The organism is Methylobacterium sp. Leaf87 (assembly GCF_001422775.1).
Classification (GTDB): Bacteria; Pseudomonadota; Alphaproteobacteria; order Rhizobiales; family Beijerinckiaceae; genus Methylobacterium.
Genome location: NZ_LMMI01000002.1, coordinates 152,177 through 175,586 on the forward strand (window position 1 = coordinate 152,177; position 23,410 = coordinate 175,586).

General features: G+C 68.4%; 17 protein-coding genes. 10 read left to right on the top strand and 7 right to left on the bottom strand.

Annotated elements, in window-relative coordinates; all coding sequences use genetic code 11:
• Positions 1-118 precede the first annotated feature (118 nt).
• Positions 119-787, top strand: coding sequence for a L,D-transpeptidase (locus ASF22_RS02605; protein ID WP_056167464.1), 669 nt, complete (start codon positions 119-121; stop codon positions 785-787).
• A 68-nt stretch (positions 788-855) separates the two neighbouring features.
• Here ASF22_RS02605 and ASF22_RS02610 read toward each other — a convergent pair whose 3' ends face one another.
• On the bottom strand, positions 856-1,200 hold the full coding sequence (locus tag ASF22_RS02610; protein ID WP_056167460.1) for a DUF6460 domain-containing protein: 345 nt from the start codon (positions 1,198-1,200) through the stop codon (positions 856-858).
• 205 nt (positions 1,201-1,405) lie between these two features.
• Between ASF22_RS02610 and ASF22_RS02615 the strand changes: the two genes are divergently transcribed.
• From ASF22_RS02615 to pdeM, 3 genes are read left to right on the top strand one after another with little or no spacing between them, the layout of a single operon-like run.
• Positions 1,406-2,368: an alpha/beta hydrolase gene (locus ASF22_RS02615; protein ID WP_056167456.1), complete on the top strand. Its 963-nt coding sequence runs from the start codon at positions 1,406-1,408 to the stop codon at positions 2,366-2,368.
• Positions 2,369-2,391: 23 nt separating this feature from the next.
• Positions 2,392-4,962: a ligase-associated DNA damage response DEXH box helicase gene (locus ASF22_RS02620; RefSeq protein WP_056261274.1), complete on the top strand. Its 2,571-nt coding sequence runs from the start codon at positions 2,392-2,394 to the stop codon at positions 4,960-4,962.
• A 37-nt stretch (positions 4,963-4,999) separates the two neighbouring features.
• The gene (gene pdeM, locus ASF22_RS02625) at positions 5,000-5,713 is read left to right on the top strand and encodes a ligase-associated DNA damage response endonuclease PdeM (RefSeq protein ID WP_056167453.1); all 714 of its coding nucleotides are present in this window, start codon (positions 5,000-5,002) and stop codon (positions 5,711-5,713) included.
• 75 nt (positions 5,714-5,788) lie between these two features.
• Here the strand turns inward: pdeM and ASF22_RS02630 are convergent, their stop codons facing one another.
• Both ASF22_RS02630 and ASF22_RS02635 read right to left on the bottom strand, forming a co-directional pair.
• A complete protein-coding gene (locus ASF22_RS02630; protein ID WP_056261142.1) occupies positions 5,789-6,241 on the bottom strand; it encodes a DUF3429 domain-containing protein in 453 nt (150 codons plus the stop codon).
• Positions 6,242-6,370: 129 nt separating this feature from the next.
• Positions 6,371-9,646 carry a tetratricopeptide repeat protein gene (locus tag ASF22_RS02635; RefSeq protein ID WP_056261144.1) on the bottom strand — a complete coding sequence of 1,092 codons (3,276 nt, stop codon included), beginning with the start codon at positions 9,644-9,646 and terminating at the stop codon, positions 6,371-6,373.
• Between the two features lie 291 nt (positions 9,647-9,937).
• Between ASF22_RS02635 and ASF22_RS02640 the strand changes: the two genes are divergently transcribed.
• From ASF22_RS02640 to ASF22_RS02650, 3 genes are all read left to right on the top strand, one after another.
• On the top strand, positions 9,938-11,725 hold the full coding sequence (locus tag ASF22_RS02640; RefSeq protein WP_056167443.1) for an acyl-CoA dehydrogenase C-terminal domain-containing protein: 1,788 nt from the start codon (positions 9,938-9,940) through the stop codon (positions 11,723-11,725).
• 163 nt (positions 11,726-11,888) lie between these two features.
• A complete protein-coding gene (locus ASF22_RS02645) occupies positions 11,889-13,097 on the top strand; it encodes an acetyl-CoA C-acetyltransferase (protein WP_056261147.1) in 1,209 nt (402 codons plus the stop codon).
• 113 nt (positions 13,098-13,210) lie between these two features.
• A complete protein-coding gene (locus ASF22_RS02650) occupies positions 13,211-13,693 on the top strand; it encodes a hypothetical protein (RefSeq protein ID WP_056261150.1) in 483 nt (160 codons plus the stop codon).
• Positions 13,694-13,786: 93 nt separating this feature from the next.
• Here the strand turns inward: ASF22_RS02650 and ASF22_RS02655 are convergent, their stop codons facing one another.
• On the bottom strand, positions 13,787-14,611 hold the full coding sequence (locus tag ASF22_RS02655; protein ID WP_056261153.1) for an EAL domain-containing protein: 825 nt from the start codon (positions 14,609-14,611) through the stop codon (positions 13,787-13,789).
• A 112-nt stretch (positions 14,612-14,723) separates the two neighbouring features.
• Here ASF22_RS02655 and ASF22_RS02660 point away from each other — a divergent pair, with 112 nt between their 5' ends.
• A complete protein-coding gene (locus tag ASF22_RS02660) occupies positions 14,724-16,928 on the top strand; it encodes a 3-hydroxyacyl-CoA dehydrogenase NAD-binding domain-containing protein (RefSeq protein ID WP_056261156.1) in 2,205 nt (734 codons plus the stop codon).
• 51 nt (positions 16,929-16,979) lie between these two features.
• Here ASF22_RS02660 and moaB read toward each other — a convergent pair whose 3' ends face one another.
• From moaB to ASF22_RS02675, 3 genes are all read right to left on the bottom strand, one after another.
• On the bottom strand, positions 16,980-17,537 hold the full coding sequence (moaB, locus tag ASF22_RS02665) for a molybdenum cofactor biosynthesis protein B (protein ID WP_056167739.1): 558 nt from the start codon (positions 17,535-17,537) through the stop codon (positions 16,980-16,982).
• Positions 17,538-17,561: 24 nt separating this feature from the next.
• Positions 17,562-18,467: a neutral zinc metallopeptidase gene (locus tag ASF22_RS02670; RefSeq protein ID WP_056261158.1), complete on the bottom strand. Its 906-nt coding sequence runs from the start codon at positions 18,465-18,467 to the stop codon at positions 17,562-17,564.
• 99 nt (positions 18,468-18,566) lie between these two features.
• On the bottom strand, positions 18,567-19,457 hold the full coding sequence (locus ASF22_RS02675) for a uracil-DNA glycosylase (RefSeq protein ID WP_056167426.1): 891 nt from the start codon (positions 19,455-19,457) through the stop codon (positions 18,567-18,569).
• Between the two features lie 211 nt (positions 19,458-19,668).
• Here ASF22_RS02675 and ASF22_RS02680 point away from each other — a divergent pair, with 211 nt between their 5' ends.
• Positions 19,669-21,330 (top strand): electron transfer flavoprotein-ubiquinone oxidoreductase, encoded by a 1,662-nt coding sequence (locus ASF22_RS02680; RefSeq protein ID WP_056261162.1) that lies wholly within the window; start codon positions 19,669-19,671, stop codon positions 21,328-21,330.
• Positions 21,331-21,489: 159 nt separating this feature from the next.
• Entirely contained in the window at positions 21,490-23,331 is a 1,842-nt protein-coding gene (locus ASF22_RS02685; protein ID WP_056167419.1) for a tetratricopeptide repeat protein, read from the top strand.
• Positions 23,332-23,410 lie beyond the last annotated feature (79 nt).

The following is a 23,410-nucleotide window of genomic DNA, read 5'->3' on the forward strand; positions in this document are numbered from 1 at the left end:
CTGCACCGCGGATAGAGCTTGGCTTTGAAACCCCAGCGTTTACGTCTTGGGCATTCTTCGCGCGGTACCGTGCGTCGAGCTGATCGCCGTGATTTCCGACTGCCCTCGAGAGGCCCCGATGCGCCGTTTCGCCCCCGCCCTCACCGGGCTCGCCTGTGCGCTTGGCGCGTGGGCATCGCCCGCTGCCGCCTACGAGATCGACCCTCTAACCCGCCAGCCCCTGGACAACGCCCTGGTCCTGCGGGTGCGCCCGCAGGCCGAGCCGGTGGCCGTCGTCGCCGTGCCGACCTCCAACGCATCGCTGTCGCCGGCCGACCCCATGGCCTCGGCCGTGCCGCAGATGTCGGCGATCCAGCGCGAGCAGGTGGCTTATTCCGGCAATTACGCCCCCGGCACCATCGTGGTCTCCACGGCCGAGCGTCGCCTGTACTACGTGCTCGGTGACGGCCAAGCCCTGCGCTACGGCGTCGGTGTCGGCCGGCCCGGCTTCACCTGGGGCGGCGTTCAGACCATCACGATGAAGCGCGAATGGCCCGATTGGCGTCCCCCGGCCGAGATGCTGCGTCGCCGTCCCGATCTGCCGCGCTTCATGAAGGGCGGCCTTGAGAACCCCCTCGGCGCCCGCGCCATGTATCTCGGCAATTCGATCTACCGCATCCACGGCTCCAACGAGCCGGAAACCATCGGCACCGCCGTCTCGTCGGGCTGCATCCGCATGACCAACGACGACGTGGCCGACCTCTACACCCGCGCCAAGGTCGGCGCGAAGGTCATCGTGGTTCGCTGAACGGTTCGCTCACGAGCGGGCATTCGAGAAAGGCCGGTGGAAACGCCGGCCTTTCTTCGTTCTTGACCTCACTTCGAAACGGCGAAGAATCGCGACAGCAGCCAGAGGGGCACCACAACCACGGCGCCGGCCAGGATCCAGCGTCCGAAATCGTGGAAGGTGTCGAGGCCGAGATCGACGAGGGCTCGAACGGCATCGTAAGCGTGCCAGAACAGAAGGCCCGGCGTCACCCCGAGCATGGCCATGACGGCGCCGACCAGGATCGACAGGAACAGCAGTTTGGCGAACACCGCCGCCGGCGAACCGCCGAGGAAACGGCGAAGGGCCGAGCGACGACCCGGTTCGGGATAGGCGCCGGCATAGGGCTGGCCGGGAAACGGCTGCGGGCGGCGCGGATCGTGATCGAGGCTCATCGGGCGAGGGTTTCCTTGCGGCGCGCGGCGAATGCGGTCTCTCAACCCCCCGAAGCCGGCGGAAGCGTGACCGAATCGACACACTTTGGCGAAACCGGACGGACGCTCGGGCGTTAGGCGGGTTGCTGTCGATAGCCCAGGTGGCAATGCCGGCTGCGCGGTCCAAGTTGGAACGACCTCTTTTTACGATGAAACGAAACGATTCATGATCGACCACGCCCTGTTCGACCCGGCGACGATCGATCCGGACACCAAACGGCTCAACGCCGAGATCATCGCGGCCCATGCGGCCCAGGCCGACCCGTGGTCGATCCCCATCGCGGCGGTCCGCGAACGCCGCCGCCAGGGCACCAAGGCCTCGCCGGCCATGCCCCGCAGCGTACGAGCCGAAACGGTGACCATCGACGGGCCGGGCGGTCCGCTCGCGCTTCGCATGATCCGCCCCGATGCCAGAAAGTGGCCGAAGGCGCGCGGCGCCTATCTGCACATCCATCGCGGCGGCTGGGTCTGGGGCGCTGCCGACGAGCAGGACCCGTGGCTTGAGCGGATTGCCGACACCTGCGGCTTCGTCTGCCTGTCCGTCGAGTATCGGCTCGCGCCCGAGCACCCCTATCCGGCGGCCCTGGAGGATTGCGAGGCTGCCGCCCTGTGGCTCGCCGGTCCGGGTCGGGCGGAACTCGGCATCACGGCCCTCACCATCGGTGGCGAATCGGCCGGCGCCCATCTCGCCGTGATGACCCTCCTCCGCCTGCGTGACCGGCACGGTCTGCCGCGCGCTTTCCGGGGTGCCAACCTCAATGCCGGGTTCTTCGACCTCGGCCTGACCCCGAGCGTGCGCAATTGGGGCGACGAGCGCCTCGTGGTGAACACCAAGGATCTGACCACTTTCGCCAACGACTACGTTCGGGATGGCATCGATCGCCGTCGCCCCGACGTGTCGCCGCTCTACGCCGACCTCGCCGGACTGCCCCCGGCCCTGTTCACCGTCGGCACCCACGACCCCCTCCTCGACGACACCCTCTACATGTCGTCGCGCTGGGCCGCTGCCGGAAATGGCGGACATACGGCGATCTATCCCGGTGGATGCCACGTCTTCGTGCGCTATCCCGGTGCCCTGACGGAGCGGGCCCTGGAGCTCATCGATCGTTTCCTCATGGCCCTCGCCTGAGCGCCACCCCCCCGCACCGTGCGCTGCCCGAGGTCCTGCCCGACCGGTTCGCGGATTGGTTCACCGCGCGGGGCTGGACACCCCGCCCGCACCAGCTCGACCTTCTCGCCATCGTGCGCGCGGGTCGCTCCGCCTTGCTGGTCGCCCCCACGGGCGCCGGCAAGACCCTTGCGGGCTTCCTGCCGAGCCTCACGGCGCTGGCGGAACGTCCGCCGGCAAAGAAATCACGAGGCCTGCACACCCTCTACATCTCGCCCCTGAAGGCGCTCGCCGTCGACATCGCCCGCAACCTCGAAGCACCGATTGCCGAGATGGGCCTGTCGATCAGTGTCGAGACCCGCACGGGCGACACGCCGTCCCATAAGCGCACCCGGCAGGTCGAGCGACCGCCCGACATCCTGCTGACCACGCCCGAACAGCTTGCGCTCCTCATCGCTCACCGCGAGGCGTCCGAACTCTTCTCCAATCTGTCCTGCGTCGTGCTCGACGAGTTGCACGCCCTGGTGACGTCGAAGCGCGGCGACCTCCTGTCCCTGGCCTTGGCGCGGCTGCACCGGCTCAGCCCGGGCCTGACGGCGATAGGCCTCTCCGCCACCGTACGGGAGCCGGACGATCTGCGGCGGTATCTCGTGCCGCAGCGCCACGCCTCGGCGGACGAGCGCGGGTCCCCAACCCTCTCCCTCCAGGAGCGGGAGCACGGTGGTGCTGACGAAGCCGGCGTGCCCGAGCCTCCCATGGCCGACCTCGTCGTCGTACGGGGCGGCGCGGCGCCCGACCTTCACATGCTCGACACCGGGCTCACGCTCCCGCTCGCCGGTCACACCGCCTGGCAGGCGATGCCGGCGATCTACGATCTCATCAGTCGTCACCGCACGGTGCTGGTCTTCGTCAACACCCGGCTCCAGGCCGAGTACACCTTCCAGGAACTCTGGCGGATCAACGAGGAGTCGTATCCGATCGCGCTGCATCATGGCTCCCTCGACGCCACCCAGCGCCGCCGGGTCGAAGCCGCCATGGCGGCGGGCCAGTTGCGCGCCATCGTCTGTACCGCGACCCTCGACCTCGGCATCGATTGGGGCGACGTCGATCTCGTGGTCAACATCGGCGCGCCGAAGGGGGCGAGCCGGATCATGCAGCGCATCGGCCGTGCCAACCACCGCATGGACGAGCCGTCGAAGGCCTATCTCGTGCCGGCCAACCGCTTCGAGATCCTCGAATGCCAGGCGGCCCTGGACGCCGTCGAGGCCGCCGCGCAGGACACGCCGGATGCGCGCCTCGGCGCCCCGGACGTGCTCGCCCAGCACATCCTCGGCATGGCCTGTGCCGACGCGTTCGACCCGCTCCGGCTCTACGACGAGATCGTCTCGGCCGCCCCCTACGCTACCCTGAGTTGGGAGGATTTCGAGGCGGTGGTCGATTACGTCGCCACCGGTGGCTACGCGCTGCGGGCCTACGAACGCTTCGCCAAGATCCTGCGCGGTCCCGACGGGTTGTGGCGGGTGCGCGACGCCCGCACGGCGCAGCAATACCGGATGAACGTCGGCACCATCGTCGAGTCGGCCAAGGTGAAGGTCCGCCTCGCCCGGGCGAACCGGGCACGCCCCGGCGCCGTGCTGCCGCGCGGCGGGCGGGTCCTCGGCGAGATCGAGGAGGATTTCGCCGATACGCTGACCCCCGGCGACACTTTCCTGTTCGCCGGCGAGGTCCTGCGCTTCGAAGGCCTCACGGAGGACGAGGCGCTCGCCACCCGTGCCGGACCCGGCACCGACCCGGCGATCCCGTCCTATGCCGGGGCTAAGTTCCCGATCTCGACCTTCCTCGCCGCGCGGGTGCGGGCGATGATCGCCGATCCGTTCGAGTGGGACCGCCTGCCGAAACAAGTCTCGGACTACCTCGTCCAGCAGCGCACCCGCTCGGTGCTGCCCGGCCCGACGGGCCTGCTGGTCGAGACGTTTCCGCGCTCGGGGCGCTACTACCTCACGGCGTTTCCGTTCGAGGGGCGGCTCGCGCACCAAACCCTCGGCATGCTCCTCACCCGCCGCCTGGAGCGCGCACGGATGCGGCCTCTGGGCTTCGCCGCCAACGATTACGGCATCGCCATCTGGATGACCCGCGATCTCAGCGCGCACATCGCCACCGAGTCGGACTTCCTCGAAGCCTTGTTCGCCGAGGACATGCTCGGCGACGATCTCGAGGCATGGCTCGACGAATCGGCGATGATGAAGCGCACATTCCGGCAATGCGCCGTCATCGCGGGGCTCATCGAGCGCCGTTATCCGGGGCAGGCCAAGACCGGGCGCCAGGTCACCATGTCCACGGATCTGGTCTACGACGTCCTGCGCAAGCACCAGCCCGACCACCTGCTCCTGCGCGCGGCGCGGCAGGATGCGGCAACCGGACTCCTCGACGTGAAGCGCCTCGGTGTGATGTTGAGGCGCATCCAGGGGCGAATCGTCCATAAGGCCTTGGACCGCGTCTCGCCCCTGTCCGTCTCCGTCATGCTCGAGATCGGGCGGGAGAAGGTCTACGGCGAGGGCGCGGACGAGATCCTGGCCGAGGCCGAGGCGCAGCTTCTCGAAGAGGCGCTCGGCTGACGTGTCGCCCTGCTCACCCGATGACGAGGATGCGGTTTTGGCGCTCGGCGCACGACTCGAGAAGACCACGAAGGCCCCCGGCCTGACGCTTGCCGGCGAACACCTCACCCTCGACCTGTGCGGCGGCCTGTGGCTGGCCGCCCACGGCACCCTCATCGTCTCCGATCTCCACTTGGAGAAGGGCTCGGCGTTCGCGGCGCGCTCGGGCCAGTTCCTGCCGCCCTACGACACCCGCGAGACCCTGGCCTGTCTACACGAGGTGGTGGCCCGCCTCGACCCGGCCCGCGTCGTGGCTCTGGGCGATTCGTTTCACGATGCGCGCGGGCCGGATCGCATGGAGCCGGGCGACCGCGCCATGGTGGCGGCCCTGCAGGAGGGGCGCGACTGGGTCTGGATCGCCGGCAACCACGATCACGCCGTGACCGAGGGGGTGGGCGGGCGCTACGCCGAGATCCTGACGCTCGGCGGCCTCACGCTCCGCCACGAGCCGACCCCCGACGCGGTGGACGGCGAGGTGTCCGGTCACCTGCATCCGTGCGGCAAGGTCGCCATGCGGGGTCGGGCCGTGCGTCGCCGCTGCTTCGTCACCGACGGTCGCCGCCTCATCATGCCGGCCTTCGGCGCCTATGCGGGGGGTCTCAACGTGCGCAATCCGGTGTTCGAGCCGCTGTTTCCGGCGGGCTTCACCGCGCATCTCCTGGGGGATGGGCGGGTCTTCGCCATCGGGAAGTCCATGCTGGCGAAGGACTGATCGTCAGGGTACGCGAGGCACCGTTTCTCCGATCGGCTCTGGCGGAAGCCGACGACAAGCTCTCGCGCCGGAGTTCTACGCCGCGACGAGGAGGGACGCCCCGGCCACGACCGACAGGACGAGCCGGAGACGGCCCAGCCACACGGGCACGAGGCCGCGGCGGGGAAGATCCTGATCGATGAAGCCCCAGGCCAGGACGAGGGAGCCGAGCGTCCGCAAGTCCCATGGGGCCGGCATGGCCAAGGCCGCCCAGGCCAGGAGGGACGGCACGATGGCGATGGCGTAATCGGCCCCGCCACCGCCGCGTGCCGCAGCGGCGCCCCAGCGGATTCCACCGAGGAACGAAGCGATCACCGCCCCGTAGGTGGACAACACCATGCGCGGATCGAGGCCGATGGTGCTCAGGCCCGCATTGCCACCGCTGACGGAGAGAAACGCGAAGCCGAGGAACGGGATCAGGCCGGCGATCCCGAGGATCACCGCCGCCGGTGGCACCGTCGTCACCCGCACCCTCGGCCCTCCCGTCATCCGTGAATCCCATTCGGGCCGGCCCCCGCCGTCCGCGAGAAAGCATCCGCCATCCAAACGCCTCGGGGCGCCCGAGGAAAGGCGGCAGATACCCGCACGCGCGACAGGATGGACGCGTTGTGACAATTCTCAGCTGCGTCGCGGCGGGGTGACCGGAGCCGGGGGCGTCGCCCCGAGCAGGGTCATCGTCCGAGGCGCAGCTGAAGCCGTGGGGGCCTCGTTGGTGGCCGGATCGGGCACCTTGGCCTTGAACGCGGCGACGAGGGCCCGCGCCGTGGCGAGGTCCTTCGGTTCGAGTTTGGCCGCCACGTCGTCACGCTTCTTGGCCGCGTCGGCATCACCCTGCGCACCGGCAGCGGAGAACCACAGGAAAGATTGCTGGAGGTCCTGTTGCACGCCGAGGCCGCGGGCGTAGAGCACCGCGAGATTGTACTGGCTGTCGCGCAGGCCGTACTCGGCCGCGCGCCGGAACCATTGCCCCGCCGTGGTGTAGTCCGGCTTGCCCGAGGCCGTGGGTGTCTCCGCGTGGATCACCGCGAGGTTGTGCATCGCCCGGGCATTGCCCTGCTCCGCCGCGCGTCCGTACCAGAGTTTGGCCTGGGCGAGGTCGCGGGGCACGCCGAGTCCCTTCTCATGGAGCCCGCCGAGCTTGTACTGGGCCGGCGCGTAGCCGGCCTGCGCGAGCTTGTCGTAGAGCTTGTGCGACAGGGCGAGGTCGCGCGTCACGCCGCGCCCGTCGGCAAAGCGCGCGGCGAGGTCGTAGACGGCCGTGCCATCACCCTCGATGGCGGCCTGACGCAGGGAGGCCAAGTTTGCCGGAACGGCGGTGAGATCGGGCGACAGGGCCGCCATCGCAGTCACCTGCGGGACGATCCGGTTCGTGCCCGATCGGACGGTTTCGGCCTTGGCACCATCGACCCGGGCGGGGTCGGTCTTCGCCGAATCCGTCTTCGTGGCGTCGGCTTTGGCCACCTCTTCCTTGAGCGAGGCCGAATCGGCGAGTGACTGGGTGGTGACCGGGTCCGGGAGGCCGGAGGCTGCGCCCGCGGGTGTTTCGGTCCTCGGGGCCTCCGCCGATGCGGCGACGGTCTCGCGGGCCGGGCCTCGGGTTCCGATGGCCTGAAGCGCACCGAGGGCGAGGATGATGGCGGCGAGCCCGAGAAGCAGGGGCTTGCGGCGGCGATCGAGTTCAGCGCGCAGGCGGGCGAACCGGGCGTTCACCGGAGCCGACGCGACCGCCTCGCTCGAGGAGGACGCATCGGAGCCGTGCCGGGCACGGGGCGCCTGCACGGTACCGGATGCCTCCGCCTGCGCCACCTGAGCGGCGCGACGAGCGGCGGCGATGAAGCTGGACTTGATGTCGCCGTCGAGGGCGGCGGACGCGTTGGGCTCCGCGTCCTCGGTGATCGGGTCGCGTCCGGGCCGCCGGGCCCCGGGCTCCAGGGGAAGGTCGCCCAGAACGGCGTCGGCGATGGGACGTTCCGTCGGGCGGGCGCTCGCTCGCGCGATCGGCTTGCCGGCGAATCTGGCTGCAGACTTGGTCGGGGGCATGCCACCGGTGCCGAGGAGACGCTCGGCCGGTGTTTGCGTCTCGGACGACATCGGTCCGGATTCGGTCGATCCGACCCGTCCGGCAAGGCGTTCGAGGATCGAGTGGACTCCGACCAGGGTCGATTGCAGGCGCTGCTCGGACGCGAATTGCTGGTCGCGCAGGTCGGCGAGGCCGGCCTGGAGGCGAACGAGGTCGTTCCCATCCGTCTGGGTCTCGACGGATCCGTGGCGGCCGGTCCGCTCGATCAGCGGCGCTTCTTCGCGCAGGGCGGAGACTTGAGCCAGCAGGTCACCCATGGTGCGTTCCAAACCGGCGAGGGCCGGGTCGCTGTCGCGGGTGTCGATACGGGCGGCGAGCGCCAGGACCTGATGCTCGAGGGAATCGAGCCCCTCCGCCGAGACGGTGTCCGACGTCCCCATGCGGTCGACCTTCACGGAAAGGTCGTGCAGCATACCGTGGATGGCCGCCAGGTCGCCGTCCGGCAACACGGGCCGGCGCAGGGTCGCGCCGAGGCCTTCGAGACGCTCGATGAGGTCGCCGACGGGGTTGACGTGGACGGCATCGACCTTCGCCGACAACGCATCGATCCGATGGATGATCGCGTCCGAGTTCGGACCGCCATTCAGGGCGGAGCCGTCGCGCAGGGCGTCGAGCTTCGCCGCCATGGCGTCGATCCGGTCTTCGAGGCCGCCCGGTGCGGGGCGGTTCAACCCCGACCGGATCTCCTCCAGCAGAGGACGCAGTGAGGCCACGCCCGAATCGGCCCCGACGCCGGTCTGGAGGCGGGCGATCTCGGCGCTGATCGCAGCGACGCCGGAGGCCAGGGTCTCGATGCGCTCGGGCGCGGCGAGCCCCGCGATTGCGGTGCGGATGTCGTGGAGTTCACGAAAGAGTTCGTCGAGGGCCTCGCGATCGGCGAAGGCGTCCGGGCCGTTGCTCAGGACGGCATCGACCCGCGCTCCGAGGGTCTCGAGGTCGGCGGCGAGGCGGGTCTGCACCTCACGGGCCGTGTCGCCGCACAAGCGGCCGACCTCGGCACGGATGCGATCGAGGGGTGCCGTCACGGCGGAGAGGTCGGCCTGTGCCGGGGCGCCGTCGACGCCCGTGGCGAGGGCGTGCATCGCCTCCTCGAGGACGCCGACCTCACGGCCCGTCGCCACGCCGTCGAGGGAGGCGCGCAGGCGGCTGGTCTCGCTGCGCAGTTCACCGATGACCGTGGCGATGGGGGCAGGGCCGGTATCGAGTTCGCGCTGGCGCTGGCGGATCTCGCTCACCGCATCCCGAACTTCGAGGGCGGCCGAACGGCCGCGCCGACCGATGGGACGGGGCGCGACGACCTGCTCGCCGAGTTCCGCCACGCGTCGTTGGAGGTCGGCGATGGTGCGGCTGGCCGCCGCCTGCGTGGCCGTCTGCTCCTGAGCGATCCGTCGATCGATGGCATCGAGGCGCTGCATCATCTCCGCAAGCGCCTGCGCCGTCGCGTCGGGCGTCGGCGTTGCGGTCGCGGGCGCCTCGGAGCCCGCTTCGGCGGCCTCGGAGCCGGGAGCCGGCTTTGCGTCGGGGAGTGGCGCCGGCGGCGCGGTCTTCGGTGCCGGCTTCGACGGGTTCTCGCGACTCGCCTTCGCAGTCCCCTGTCGGGGTGCTTTGGCGGGGGCCGCGCCGGGCGGTGTGGCGGGGGCTTCCCGGGTCGTTCCGGAAGAAGCGTCGCGTTGCGGCGCGGCCACGTCATCCGGGGTGACGATGGAGGCGATCCAGGTCTCGACGGGGATGCCGGCCCGCCGGGCCACATCGCGCGCGGCGTCGAGGATGTCCGGGTCGAAGCCGTCGAGATCGATGGGGGCGGAGCGTGTCATCGTCTAACCTGATGCGGCGAGGTCCGGTCTCGATGCGCGGCGCCGGCCCCCGGCGGATGATGGCGCGGGTCCACGTCGGATCGTCTGACCCGACCTTTAACTTTCTTGGTAAATAGCGGGTTAACCGAAGCCGCTTCCGAAGCCGCGCCGCGGCCGACTTCGACATTCGGTTTCCCGACCGTTTCCTCTTTCCGCTCGCCTCAGGATGGTTTAGATATGAACCATCCATCGAGCGGTACCGCGATCCGGTCGGATGCGCGTGTCGCCGTGACCAGGGAAGGACGCTGTGCGATGCCGAGCTACAAGGCGCCGGTCGAGGACGTTCTGTTTCTTCTGAACGACGTTCTCGGGTTCCAACGCTACAGCAATCTCCGGGGCTTCTCCGATGCTTCGCCCGACGTGGTCGAGGCCGTCCTCGGCGAAGGGGCGAAGCTCGCCGAGGAGGTGTTCGCCCCCTTGAACGCCGTCGGCGACCGCGAGGGCTGTACCCGCCAGGCCGATTCCGGTGTCACCACGCCGAAGGGGTTCAAGGCCGGCTACGACACCTACGCGGCCGGCGGCTGGATGGGATTGTCCGTACCGGAGGAGTTCGGCGGACAGGGCCTGCCCCATACCCTCAACACGGCGATTTCCGAGTTCGTGTCCGGCGCGAACCTGGCGCTCGGCATGTATCCGGGCCTGACCCAGGGTGCCATGGCGGCGCTGCTCGTCCACGGTTCGGACGCACAGAAGGCGATGTACCTGCCCAAGATGGTCGAGGGCGCCTGGACCGGTACCATGAACCTCACCGAGCCCCATTGCGGCACGGATCTGGGCCTCCTCAAGACCAAGGCGGTGCCGAACGGCGACGGCTCCTTCAATCTCACCGGCACCAAGATCTTCATTTCGGCCGGCGAGCACGACCTGTCCGAGAACATCGTGCACCTCGTCATCGCCCGCATCGAGGGCGCACCGGCGGGCACCAAGGGCATCTCGCTCTTCGTGGTGCCGAAATTCCTCGTGAACGCCGACGGCTCGGTGGGTGAGCGCAACCCGGTCTCGTGCGGCTCCCTCGAGCACAAGATGGGCATCCACGGCAACTCGACCTGCGTGATGAACTACGACGGCGCCAAGGGCTGGCTCGTCGGCCAGGAGAACCGCGGCCTCAACGCCATGTTCGTGATGATGAACGAGGCCCGCCTCGCCGTCGGCGTCCAAGGCCTCGGCCAGTCCGAGGTCGCCTACCAGAACGCCGTGGCCTACGCGAAGGACCGCCTGCAGGGCCGGTCCCTCACCGGTGCCAAGGCCCCCGACAAAGTGGCCGATCCGATCATCGTCCACCCCGACGTCCGCCGCACCCTCATGGGGATCCGGGCCTTCAACGAGGCCGGTCGCGCCCTCGTGCTGTGGACCGCGCTCCAGGCCGATATCGGCCACCGCTCCGAGGACGCGGCCGAGCGGCAGCGCGCAGAGGACCACATGGGCCTGATGACTCCGGTGGTGAAGGGCGTGCTCACCGATCGGGGCTTCGCCAACGCCGTGGAGGCCCAGCAGCTCTTCGGCGGCCACGGCTACATCGAGGAATGGGGCATGTCGCAATTCGTGCGCGATGCCCGCATCGCCATGATCTACGAGGGCGCCAACGGCATCCAGGCCATGGACCTCATCGGGCGCAAGCTTCCCAAGGATGGCGGCCGCGCCATGATGGGCTTCCTGTCCGAGGTCCAGACCTTCCTCAAGGATCACGGCGAGGACGAGGGCATGAAACCCTTCGCGGCGCCGCTCCAGGCCGGGCTCGACGACCTGCAGGGCGCAACGATGTGGTTCATGCAGAACGCGTTCTCGAAGCCCGACAATGCGGGAGCGGGTGCCACCGACTACATGCACCTCCTCGGCCTCGTCGCCATGGGCTACATGTGGGCGCGCATCGCCAAGGCGGCGCTGGCCAAGCAGGCCGAGGCGGCGACCAGCCGCATGGCCGACAAGCTCGTCGTCGGGCGGTTCTACATGGAGCGGATGCTGCCCGAGACGGCCATGCGGCTCGTTCGAATCAAGGCCGGCGCCGAAACCACCATGGCGCTGAGCGCCGAGGCTTTCTAAGAAGGCGCCGTTGCCTCTCCTCTCTGCAGGAGAGGGTGGCCCGGCTGGAAAGGCCGGGTCGCTGGGGGGAGCGCCGTCCCTGGAGATGTCGCGCTCCCCTCGCCCGGCTCACTGACGTTCGCCGCCCTCCCCGCGGAGGGAGGATGGAAACAAGGAAGCGCGCATGCCCGAGGCCTATATCTACGATCACGTCCGCACCCCGCGCGGTCGCGGCAAGCCCGATGGCGCGCTGCATGAGGTGACGGCCCTGCGCCTCGCCGAGATCACGCTGCGTGCCCTCAAGGATCGCAACGGCCTCGACACCAGGCGCGTCGACGACGTGATCCTCGGCTGCGTCGATCCCGTCGGCGAGGCCGGCGGCGACATCGCCCGTGCCGCAGCCCTCGTGGCCGATTACGGCACCCACGTTCCCGGTGTGCAGATCAATCGCTTCTGCGCCTCGGGCCTCGATGCTGTGAACTTCGCCGCGGCCCAGGTGATGGCCGGCCAGCACGACATGACCATCGGCGGCGGCGTCGAATCCATGAGCCGCGTCGGCCTCGGCGCCTCGGGCGGCGCCTGGCCCGTGGACCCCGCCATCGCCATCAAGTCCTGGTTCATGCCCCAGGGCGTGTCGGCCGACCTCATCGCGACGAAGTACGGGTTCTCCCGCGCCGAATGCGATGCCTACGCCGTCGAGTCGCAGAAGCGCTCGGCCGCATCGTGGGCCGAAGGTCGGTTCGGCGATGCCGTCGTGCCGGTGCGCGACATCAACGGGATCACCCTGCTCAGCCATGACGAGCACATGCGGCCCGCGACCGACATGCAGTCGCTCGGACAGCTCAAGGCGTCCTTCGTCCAGATGGGGCAGATGGGCGGCTTCGACGCGGTCGCCATCGATGCCCACCCGGATGTCGAGGCCGTGGATCACGTCCACCATGCCGGCAACTCGTCGGGCATCGTCGACGGAGCGGCCGCCGTGCTCATCGGTTCGCGCGAGGCCGGCGACGCTGCGGGCCTGAGGCCGCGGGCGCGGATCCGTGCCTTCGCCAATATCGGCTCCGACCCGGCCCTGATGCTCACCGGCCCCGTCGACGTCACCCGCAAGGTGCTGGCGCGGTCGGGCCTGAGCCTGTCGGACATCGACCTGTTCGAGGTCAACGAGGCCTTCGCCGCCGTCGTGCTCCGCTTTCAGCAGGCGTTCGACCTCGATCCGGCGCGGGTCAACGTCTGCGGCGGCGCCATCGCCATGGGGCATCCGCTCGGTGCCACCGGGGCGATGATCCTCGGGACCGTCCTCGACGAACTGGAGCGCACCGGGAAGGAGCGCGCCCTCGTCACGCTCTGCATCGGCGCGGGCATGGGCACGGCGACCATCATCGAACGGGTGTGATGCCGGGTCCCGGCCACGGGGCGACAAACCCTTCGAAACACTGGTAGACGGCGGCGCCCGTCGCGTTCTTCGCGATGGCGCGCAAGCCTAGAACAATCGGGAGAAACGCCACGATGACGCGCCTGCTCGCCACCCTGTGCCTGACCACCGCCCTGTGCCTGCCGCTCAGTGCCCGCGCGGACGATGCCTCCGACCGCGTCGGGGTGGCCAAGGATCTGGTCCAGAAGACCCTGATCAAGAACCTCGAGACCGGGTTCACCGGCGCCCTCGAGAAGACCGTCGCGTCGATGCCCGAGGACAAGGCCGAGGCCGTGCGCAAGGAAGTGCGCGCCGAGTTCGACAAGCAGCGCGAGGTGATGATCGAGGGTTTGTCGAAGGCCTACGCCGAGAAGTTCACCCTGGATGAACTCAAGCACCTCAGCGGCATCTACGACGACAAGACCTACCAGAAGTTCCAGGCGGTCAACGCCGACCCGGCATCGAGCGTCACGGCGATTTCGCAGGCCTCGGTGACGAAGCTCCTCAACATGCTCGCCATCGCGCAGGCGGGGGACAGCAAGGCCGGCGCGCCGCCCCTGCCGATGCCGGTACGCTAGGACACGCCGGCACCCGTGTCGGCCTCGCCCATGACCGAGACCCCACGCCACCCGGGCGGACCGGATCGGGTTCGCCCAATCCGGTCGGGCGGCTCAGGCGACCATGTCTCGGGCGAACGCAACGTCTTGGGCGAACGCAAGTTCTTGGGCGAACGCAACGTGAGTCGGGAAACCGGCCACGGCCGGGAGGTGTTCGAGATGCGGCCGCGCGAAGTGGTAGCCCTGAAACAGCGTCGCGCCGAGGCCCCGGAGGGTCGCGAACTCGGCTTCCGTCTCGATACCCTCGGCGATCACGGCCAAGCCGAGGCCCCGGGCGATCCCGATGAGACCGCCGACGATGATCTGTCGACGGTGATCGGTATCGATGCCGCGCAACAGATCCATGTCGATCTTGATGAGGTCAGGCTGGAAGTTGGCCAGCAGGCTCAGGCCGGCGAAGCCCGCGCCGAAATCGTCGAGCGCCGTGAGGAAGCCCTGCTTGCGGTACTCGGCGACGATGCGGGTGACATGGGCCGTATCGCGGAACTTCTCGTTCTCCGTGAACTCGAACATGATCCGATCATGGGCGAACCCGGCCCGGCGTGCGGCCTCCAGGGACGAGCGGATGCAGGCTGCCGGTTCATAGACCGCGTTCGGCATGAAGTTGATGGACAGCTTGGTCCGGTCGTCTGCGGGGAACAGACGGCCCGCCAACTCGATCGCCTTGACCCGTGCCGCCTGGTCGAAGCGGTAGACCGTCTCCGGGGTCACGCGGGCCAGAATGGAACCGGCGGATTCACCGCCGGTGCCGCGAACGAGCGCCTCGTAGCCCCAGACGCGCTCCGTCTCGATGTCGAGAATCGGCTGGAACGCCATGGTGAAGGTGAAATCGAGCTCGGCGCCCTCGCGGCAACCCTGGCAGCCGATCCGTCCTGTCATCGTGATCCCTTGAAGGTTCGCATGGTCCCCTACTCCACCCGACTGCACCCCTAAGTTTTGATTTTGGCTTAAGGCAGCCAGCCCGAGGCCACCCCAAACCCGAGGATCAGCCATGGATCTCACCAATTTCCGTTTCGAGACCGATGCCGACGGTGTTGCGCTGGCGACGTGGGACATGCCTGGCCGCTCGATGAACGTCTTTACGAATGCGGTGATGGACGACCTGCACGCTGTCATCGACGCGGTGGTGGCGGATCCCGCCATCAAGGGCTGCGTCATGACTTCGGGGAAGGACAACTTCTCCGGTGGCGCCGATCTCACCATGCTTCAGGGGCTCGGCCGCGCCTTCGAGGCGCTCAAGGTCGAGCGCGGCGAGGAAGAAGCCATGCGGCACTTCTTCGAGGAGTCGCGAAAGCTCACCCTGCTGTTTCGCAAATTGGAGACCTGCGGCAAGCCCTTCGCGGCGGCGGTCAGCGGCATCTGCCTCGGTGGTGCCTTCGAACTCGCGCTGTCCTGCCATCACCGCGTCCTGTCGGATGATCCGAAGACCCGCGTCGGCTTGCCGGAAATCAAGGTCGGCCTGTTCCCGGGCGCCGGCGGCACCCAGCGCGTGCCCCGCCTGATGCAGACGGGCGATGCCCTGCAGATGCTGTTCAAGGGCGAGCAGATCCGGCCGCTCATGGCTCGGAACATGGGCCTCGTCCACGAGGTCGCGGGCAAGGACGAGATCGTGGCGAAGGCCAAGGCCTGGATCCTCGGCGGCGGCTCGGCGGTGGCTCCGTGGGACGTGCCGAAGTTCAAGGCGCCGTCCGGCAAGGTGTACTCGCCCGCCGGAATGATGACCTGGCCGCCCGCCAATGCCATCTACCGTCGCGAGACCCACGACAATTATCCCGCGGCCAAGGCGATCCTGGGCGCTGTCTACGAGGGATTGCAGCTGCCCATGGACTTGGCCCTGCGGGTCGAGAGCCGATACTTCGCCAAGATCCTGCGGTCCACGGAAGCGGCGGCGATGATCCGCACCCTGTTCCTGTCCATGGGCGAGTTGAACAAGGGGGCTCGTCGGCCGAAGGATGTCGCCCCCACCGCGGTGAAGCGGATCGGCGTCGTCGGCGCCGGCTTCATGGGGGCGGGCGTCGCCTACGTCTCGGCCAATGCCGGCCTCGACGTGGTGCTGGTCGATCAGTCCACGGAGGCGGCCGAGAAGGGCAAGGCCTACGCCCATAAGCTCGTCACCGACCAGATCAACAAGGGCCGGGCCAAGACGGCAGACCGCGATGCGCTCCTCGCGCGCATCACGACGAGTGCGGACTACGCTGCCCTGTCGGAGTGCGACCTCGTCATCGAAGCGGTCTTCGAGGATCCGGCGGTGAAGGCGGAGGTCATCGGCAGGGTCGAAGCTGCGATCCGTCCCGACGCCATCTTCGCCTCCAACACCTCGACGTTGCCGATCACCGGCCTCGCGAAGACGTCCGCGCGGCCGGAGAACTTCGTCGGCATCCACTTCTTCTCGCCGGTGGAAAAGATGATGCTCGTTGAGATCATCAAGGGCGACCAGACCGGCGACACGGCCCTCGCCACGGCGATCGACTTCGTCCGCGCCATCAAGAAGACCCCCATCGTCGTCAACGATGCGCGCGGGTTCTTCGCCAACCGCTGCGTCGGCGCCTACCTCCTCGAAGGCCACACCATGCTCAACGAGGGTATCCCGGCAGCGATGATCGAGAATGCCGGACGGCAGGCCGGGATGCCGGTCGGACCGCTGTCGCTCACGGACGAGGTGGCGGTCGATCTGGCCTTGAAGATCGTCAAGGCGACGGAGGCGCAACTCGGCGCCGGGTCCATCGATCCGGCGCAGAAGGCGCTCCTCACCACCTTGGTCGAGGGCGAGGGCCGCCTCGGGCGTAAGAACAAGCGTGGCTTCTACGATTATCCGGACGGAGCACCGAAGCGTCTGTGGCCCGGCCTCAAGGATCTACAGGCGACCCATGTCGATGCGGAGGCCGTCGACTTCACGGAACTGAAGCAGCGCCTCCTCGTGGTCCAGGCGTTGGAGGCGGCCCGCACCGTCGGCGAAGGCGTCGTCACCGATCCGCGCGAGGCCGATGTCGGCTCGATCCTCGGCTTCGGTTTCGCCCCGTTCACTGGGGGCGCCCTGTCGTACATCGATTTCATGGGCGCCAAGGCATTCGTGGCCCTGGCGCAGGGGCTGGAGGTTAAGCACGGACCACGCTTCGCCGTGCCGCACAATCTCCTCGCCATGGCCGAGCGGGGCGGGACGTTCTACGGCGACGCGGCCGCCCGCAAAGCAGCCTGAAAACGCGGAAGGGCGTGCATCTCCATGCACGCCCTTCCTGAAGGCCTCGTCTCAAACCGTGATGGATGCTCCGCGCCGGAGATGTTCGTCCAGCCTCGGCATGATCTCGACGAAGTTGCAGGGCCGGTGCCGGTAATCGAGTTGGGCGGCCAGGATGCCGTCCCAGGCATCTCGGCATGCGCCGGGCGAGCCCGGCAGCACGAACACGTAGGTAGCGTTCACGACGCCCGCCGTCGCCCGCGACTGGAGGGTCGAGGTGCCGATCTTGTCGTACGAGATCCGATGGAACACCGCCGAGAATCCGTCCATCCGTTTCTCGAACAGCGGCTCGATGGCCTCCGGCGTCACGTCGCGCCCGGTAAAGCCCGTCCCGCCCGTGGTGAGGATCACGTCCACCGCCGGATCCCGTGACCAGGCATCGACCTGCCCACGGATCCGTTCGACCTCATCCGGTACCACGGCACGGGCCGCGAGGGTGTGACCGGCCGCGGTGAGGCGGTCACGCAGGGTGTCGCCGGAGCGATCCTCGTCCAGGGAACGCGTGTCCGATACGGTGAGCACCGCGATGGCGAGGGGCACGAAGCTGCGGGTCTTGTCGGATGCGACCATGACGTTCGTGACCTCCGAGGGCAATCAGTTCCGGGCGGCCCGGAACGTATCGCAGGATTTTGTCTGGCCGCTCTTGTAGCCGGTCATGAACCAGCGCTGGCGCTGCGCCGACGACCCGTGTGTGAACGAGTCCGGCACCGCGTAGCCCTGCGACTGCTTCTGCAGCCTGTCGTCGCCGATGGCGCTGGCGGCGTTCATCGCCTCCTCGATGTCGCCCGGCTCCAGGGAATTGTACTTGTCGTTGGAATTCTTGGCCCATACGCCGGCGAGACAATCGGCCATGAGCTCGACACGCACGGAGAGTTGGTTCGACTCGACCTTGCTCGATGCGGCCTGCTGGCGGCCCTGGACCTTGCCGAGGATGCCGAGCTCGTCCTGCACGTGGTGCCCGACCTCATGAGCGATGACGTAGGCGTAGGCGAAGTCGCCCTTCACGCCGAACTTCTGCTCCATTTCCTTGAAGAAGGACGTGTCGAGATAAACCTTCTTGTCGAGCGGGCAGTAGAACGGCCCCATGGCGGCCTGGGCCGAGCCGCAGCCGCTGCGGGTGCCACCGGTGTACAGCACCATGCCGGTCGGCCGGTACTGCTTGCCGGTCTGATTGGGAAGGATCTCACGCCAGACATCCTCGGTGTTGCCGAGGATCGCGGCGGCGAAGCGCCCGCTCTCGTCCGTTGGCTTGGTCTTGCGCTGCGCCTGCGTCTGAGGGTCGACCTGCTCCTGCCGCGGCCGCCCGCTCCCGGTCATTTGCTCGGCCCCGCCGATGAGGACCGCCGGATTGATGCCCGTGACCCAGCCGATGATGCACAGGATGACGATGGTTCCGATGCCGAGTCCGCCGGCGCCGCCGCCCGGGAAGCCGCCCCCGCCGCCACCTTCGCCGCGACGGTCCTCGACGTTGTCCGAACTACGGAAATCTTCCCAGCGCATGTGCTCTCACCACTCGTTCCGGACCGCGGACGGACGCCACCCCTGCGAAGTAATCTCCGCCTGTCACATACAGTTCCGCTTGGGGTCTCCGTACCGAGGTTAGGCCTTGCCGTCGAGGGCGGCACGAAGGGTGCGAAAATCTCGCCAGGCCAGCCGCTTCTGCAGCGGCTGGCGCAGCAGGTAAGCCGGATGGAGGGTTGCCAGAACGCGGATCTCGCGATCCCCGACCCGGTAGGGGAAGAACCGGCCCCGCGCCTTGAGGATCCCGTCCTTGGTGCCGGTGATCGCCTGGGTGGAGGGACTGCCGAGGCAGACGATGAGGTCGGGCGCCGCGAGTTCGATCTGCCGCTCGATGAACGGCCTGCAGATTGCGACCTCCTGGGGCGTCGGGTTGCGGTTGCCGGGCGGGCGCCACGGCACGATGTTGGTCACGTAGGCGCTCGTCCGGTCGAGGCCGATCGCCGCCATCATCCGATCCAACAGCTTGCCCGAGCGGCCCATGAACGGCTTACCGACCCGGTCCTCGTCGGCGCCCGGCGCTTCGCCGATGAACATGAGCTTCGCTGCCGGATTGCCGTCGGCGAAGACGAGGTTCTTTGCCGTGAACTTGAGCGGACAGCCGTCAAAGCCGCCGAGAAGCGCTTCCAGTTCCCCGAGGGACGTGACGTCCTTTGCCCGCGCCCGCGCATCGCCGGCCGCTTCGCCAGGACGGGCAGCGGCGGATTGGCCGTAGGTCCCGGCTTGGGGAGGAGCCTCGCCGCGTGGCGGCGATTCGCGACTGAGCGCCGTCGCGGCGGGCTCCCGTCGCGCAGAATGCTCAAGGGGGGGGCTGTGCTTTGGCTCCAGCGTCGACACCATGGGACGTGCCGGGGCATCCGCTTCCGAGAAGCGGTCGTGGGGGTGCTCGTCGAGCATGAGATCGACCCCCGCCGCGACATGGAAGTCGAGGGCGGCGATGAGATCACGCTGGCGTTCGTCGCTCGCAGTCATGAGGTGAGATGTGGCGTGTTCGTCGCCTGTGGACAACGGGGGCGCGGCGTCCCGGCGACCCGATCCTCCGCTTTCGCACGGCGCGACTCTTCATCACGACACCGCGCAGGGAGCGCAGGCCGCTTGCGTTCCCATCTTGGAATCGGTTGAGAGTGATCTGAATCAATTCACGGGACCCGCCGGACGGCGGGCGTGACAGGAGGATGACGGAATGGCGCTGCCCGAACGCGAGGGGATGGATTTCGACGTGGTGATCGTCGGCGCCGGGCCGGCGGGCCTCGCCGCCGCCATCCGCCTCAAGCAGTTGTCCTCCGACGTCAGCATCGTGGTGGTCGAGAAGGGGTCCGAGGTCGGCGCGCACATCCTGTCGGGCGCGGTCGTCGATCCGGCGGGCCTCGACGACCTCCTGCCCGCGTGGCGCACCGATCCAGACCGGCCTTTGAAGACCGCGGTCGAGCGCGACGAGTTCATGTTCCTGACGAAGAACAGCGGCGTGACCATGCCGAACCTGTTCTTCCCGAAATTCATGTCCAACCATGGCAACTTCGTCGGCTCGCTGTCGAACGTGACGAAGTATCTCGGCGCCCAGGCCGAGGCGCTCGGCGTCGAGATCTACCCGGGCTTTCCGGCCTCCGAGGTGCTCTACGACGACCGGGGCGTGGTGGTCGGCATCGCCACGGGCGATCTCGGCATCGGCCGCTCGGGCGAGCCACGGGACGACTACACCCGCGGCATGGAGCTGCGCGGCAAGTACACGATCTTCGGAGAGGGCGCCCGCGGCTCCCTGACGAAGACGCTCATCGACCGGTTCAAGCTCAACGCCGACAGCGACCACCAGAAGTACGGTCTCGGCGTCAAGGAGTTGTGGCAGCTGAGCCCAGACAAGTTCCAGGCCGGCCTCGTCCAGCACACCATGGGCTGGCCCCTGCCGAACAAGGCCGGCGGCGGCTCGTGGCTCTACCATTTCGACGACCACCTGCTTTCGGTAGGGTTCGTCACGCACCTGAACTACGAGAACCCGACCCTGTCGCCGTTCGACGAGTTCCAGCGCTTCAAGACGCACCCGATGATCGCCGAGACCTTCGAGGGGGCCAAGCGCATCGGCTACGGCGCGCGGGCCATCATGGAGGGTGGTTGGCAGTCGGTGCCGAAGCTCGTGTTCCCCGGCGGCTGCCTCGTCGGCGATTCCGCCGGCTTCGTGAACGTGCCGCGCATCAAGGGATCGCACAACGCCGTGCTCTCGGGCATGCAGGCGGCGCAGGCCATCGCGCAGGCCCTCGAATCCGGCCGCCAGGGGGACGAACTCACCGCCTACGAGAACGGCTGGCGCGACAGCGCCATCGGCCAGGACCTCAAGCGCGTGCGCAACGTCAAGCCGCTCTGGTCGAAGTACGGCACCCTGGTGGGTGTCGGCCTCGGCGGCGCCGACATGTGGGCCAACACCCTGCTCGGGACGTCCCTGTTCGGCACGCTCAAGCACGGCAAGCCGGATCACGCCTGTACCAAGCCGCTCGCCGAGGTGACGCCCATCGTCTACCCGAAGCCGGACGGCAAGCTGACTTTCGACCGCCTCTCGTCGGTGTACCTCTCCAACACCAACCACGAGGAGGATCAGCCGCCCCACCTCAACGTGAAGAACCTCGACCTGCAGAAGGCATCCGAGCACGATGTCTACGGCGGACCGTCGGCGCGCTATTGCCCGGCCGGCGTCTACGAGTGGGTGGCGGATGCGGCCCAGAGCGACGGCGTGCGCTACCAGATCAACGCGCAGAACTGCGTCCACTGCAAGACCTGCGATATCAAGGACCCGAACCAGAACATCAACTGGGTGACGCCGGAGGGCCCGGGCGGTCCGAACTACCCGAATATGTGATCGCCGCGCGGGAGGGATGGGTGAGGCCTTGGGGTCGCCCTCCCCGCGCTCGGGGCGGCATCCTTATGCCTTGCAGGGATGATGGGAAGAGTTCAGTGTCCCGCCCGATCGAGCGCCGGCCCCGATCGAGCCGGTGCGCAGAAGCCCTGAACGGTGCCCATGAACGGAAACGCCGCGACTCGCCGAGCCCTGTCGGCCCTCGCTTTCTGCCTCGCGGCGACTGTGCCGACGCACGCGGCGCAACCCCGTGAATCGACGCCGCTGCCGGAGTTCGAGCCCGCGGAATCCCTGGAAGGCAACTTCCTCGCGGCTTACATCGCCGGTGCCTCGAAGGACACGGCGGCGGCGGCGAGCTTCTACCGCGAGGCCGTGAAGGCCGACCCGCGCAACGCCGAACTGCTGGAGCGCGCCTTCGTGTCGCTCCTGGCCGACGGGTCCCTACCGGACGCGTTCCGCGCCGCAGAGCGCCTGACGACCCGCGACGGTGCCAACGGTCTCGCTCAGCTCGCGCTCGGCGTCCGGCAGATCAAGGCCGGTCAGTTCGCCCAGGCCCGTCAGAACTTCGCCCGCAGCGGCCGGGGTGCCGCCGCCGATCTCACCGGCACCCTCCTCACGGCCTGGGCCTTCGCCGGGGCCGGTGACGGCAAGCGCGCCCAGGAGACCATCAACAAGCTCAAGGGCGAGCGAACCTACAACACGTTCCGGGATTACCACGCTGGCCTGATCGCGGCGCTGACCGGTGACCAGGCCGAGGCGGAGCGCCGTCTCAAGGCGGCCTACGACGGCGACCGCAACACCCTCCGGGTGGTCGACGCCTATGCGCGGTTCGAGGCGCAGGCGGGGCGCACGGATCTGGCGATCCAGGCCTACACCGAGTTCGACAAGCTGTTGCCACGCCATCCCGTCGTTCGCGATGCGCTCACCAAGCTGAAGGAGGGCAAGCCCCTCACCCGCCTCGTCAATACGGCGCAGGAGGGAGCCGGCGAGGTGCTCTATGGGCTCGGTTCGGCGGGCTCGACGCAGGGCGACGAACTGCCGGCGGTGGTCTATCTGCGCCTCGCCCTCTATCTCGCACCCGAGCACGCCCTGGCTCGCCTGACCCTGGCCGACATCCTCGACCGGATGAAGCAGCCGGAGCGCGCCAACGAGGCCTATGCCCAGATCCCGGCGAACTCGCCGCTGCGCCTCAACGCCGACGTGCAGATCGGGCTCAACCTCGAGCAGATGGGCAAGGGCGACGAGGCGATCCAACACCTCGATGCGGCCATGAAGGCTCATCCCAACGACATCGACGTGATCACGGCGCTCGGCAACGTTCAGCGCTCGCGCAAGAAGTACGAAGAGGCGGCCGAGACCTACAGCCGCGCCATCGCTCTCATCGGCGACCAGCCGGCGGCGAACTACTGGACGACGTTCTACTTCCGCGGCACCGCCTACGAGCGGGCCAAGCAGTGGAGCAAGGCCGAGGCCGACCTGAAGAAGGCTCTGGAACTCGTGCCGGCCTCGCAGCCGGGTGCCCGCGCCCAGGTCCTGAACTACCTCGCCTATTCGTGGGTCGACCAGAACATCAACATCGACGAAGCCTTCACCATGCTGAAGCAGGCCGTGGACGCCAGCCCGCGCGACGGGATGATCATCGACAGCCTTGGCTGGGCCTATTTCCGCCTCGGGCGTTGGGATGAAGCCATGCGTGAGCTGGAGAAGGCCATCGAGCTCAAGCCCGGCGACCCGACGATCAACGACCACCTCGGCGATGCCTATTGGCGCGCCGGCCGCCGTCTCGAGGGCAAGTTCCAGTGGCAGCACGCCAAGGACCTGAACCCCGAGCCGGAGGAACTCGAGAAAATCAACGCCAAGCTCAAGGACGGCCTGCCGGAACTCGACAAGCCGGCCGCCACGGCCGAGAATCCGCCCGAGGGGAAAGCCAATCCCGAACTGCCCAAAGGCGCTCCGGCTCCGAGCGAGCCTCCGGGCGCGGCCGACAAGAAGAGCGGCGGCTGATCGAGTCCGTTACGGCATCGGACTTGACGTGGGCAGGGGCGCAGGGCCAGACCGGCGCCCCGATCCCCTGAACAGCCGT

Excerpts from the sequence above, each read along its gene's own strand:
- ASF22_RS02605 (WP_056167464.1), top strand. The coding sequence starts at position 119 with ATGCGCCGTTTCGCCCCCGCCCTCACCGGGCTCGCCTGTGCGCTTGGC.
- ASF22_RS02610 (WP_056167460.1), bottom strand. The coding sequence starts at position 1,200 with ATGAGCCTCGATCACGATCCGCGCCGCCCGCAGCCGTTTCCCGGCCAG.
- ASF22_RS02615 (WP_056167456.1), top strand. The coding sequence starts at position 1,406 with ATGATCGACCACGCCCTGTTCGACCCGGCGACGATCGATCCGGACACC.
- ASF22_RS02630 (WP_056261142.1), bottom strand. The coding sequence starts at position 6,241 with ATGACGGGAGGGCCGAGGGTGCGGGTGACGACGGTGCCACCGGCGGCG.
- ASF22_RS02635 (WP_056261144.1), bottom strand. The coding sequence starts at position 9,646 with ATGACACGCTCCGCCCCCATCGATCTCGACGGCTTCGACCCGGACATC.
- ASF22_RS02640 (WP_056167443.1), top strand. The coding sequence starts at position 9,938 with ATGCCGAGCTACAAGGCGCCGGTCGAGGACGTTCTGTTTCTTCTGAAC.
- ASF22_RS02645 (WP_056261147.1), top strand. The coding sequence starts at position 11,889 with ATGCCCGAGGCCTATATCTACGATCACGTCCGCACCCCGCGCGGTCGC.
- ASF22_RS02650 (WP_056261150.1), top strand. The coding sequence starts at position 13,211 with ATGACGCGCCTGCTCGCCACCCTGTGCCTGACCACCGCCCTGTGCCTG.
- ASF22_RS02655 (WP_056261153.1), bottom strand. The coding sequence starts at position 14,611 with ATGACAGGACGGATCGGCTGCCAGGGTTGCCGCGAGGGCGCCGAGCTC.
- ASF22_RS02660 (WP_056261156.1), top strand. The coding sequence starts at position 14,724 with ATGGATCTCACCAATTTCCGTTTCGAGACCGATGCCGACGGTGTTGCG.
- moaB (WP_056167739.1), bottom strand. The coding sequence starts at position 17,537 with ATGGTCGCATCCGACAAGACCCGCAGCTTCGTGCCCCTCGCCATCGCG.
- ASF22_RS02670 (WP_056261158.1), bottom strand. The coding sequence starts at position 18,467 with ATGCGCTGGGAAGATTTCCGTAGTTCGGACAACGTCGAGGACCGTCGC.
- ASF22_RS02675 (WP_056167426.1), bottom strand. The coding sequence starts at position 19,457 with ATGACTGCGAGCGACGAACGCCAGCGTGATCTCATCGCCGCCCTCGAC.
- ASF22_RS02680 (WP_056261162.1), top strand. The coding sequence starts at position 19,669 with ATGGCGCTGCCCGAACGCGAGGGGATGGATTTCGACGTGGTGATCGTC.
- ASF22_RS02685 (WP_056167419.1), top strand. The coding sequence starts at position 21,490 with ATGAACGGAAACGCCGCGACTCGCCGAGCCCTGTCGGCCCTCGCTTTC.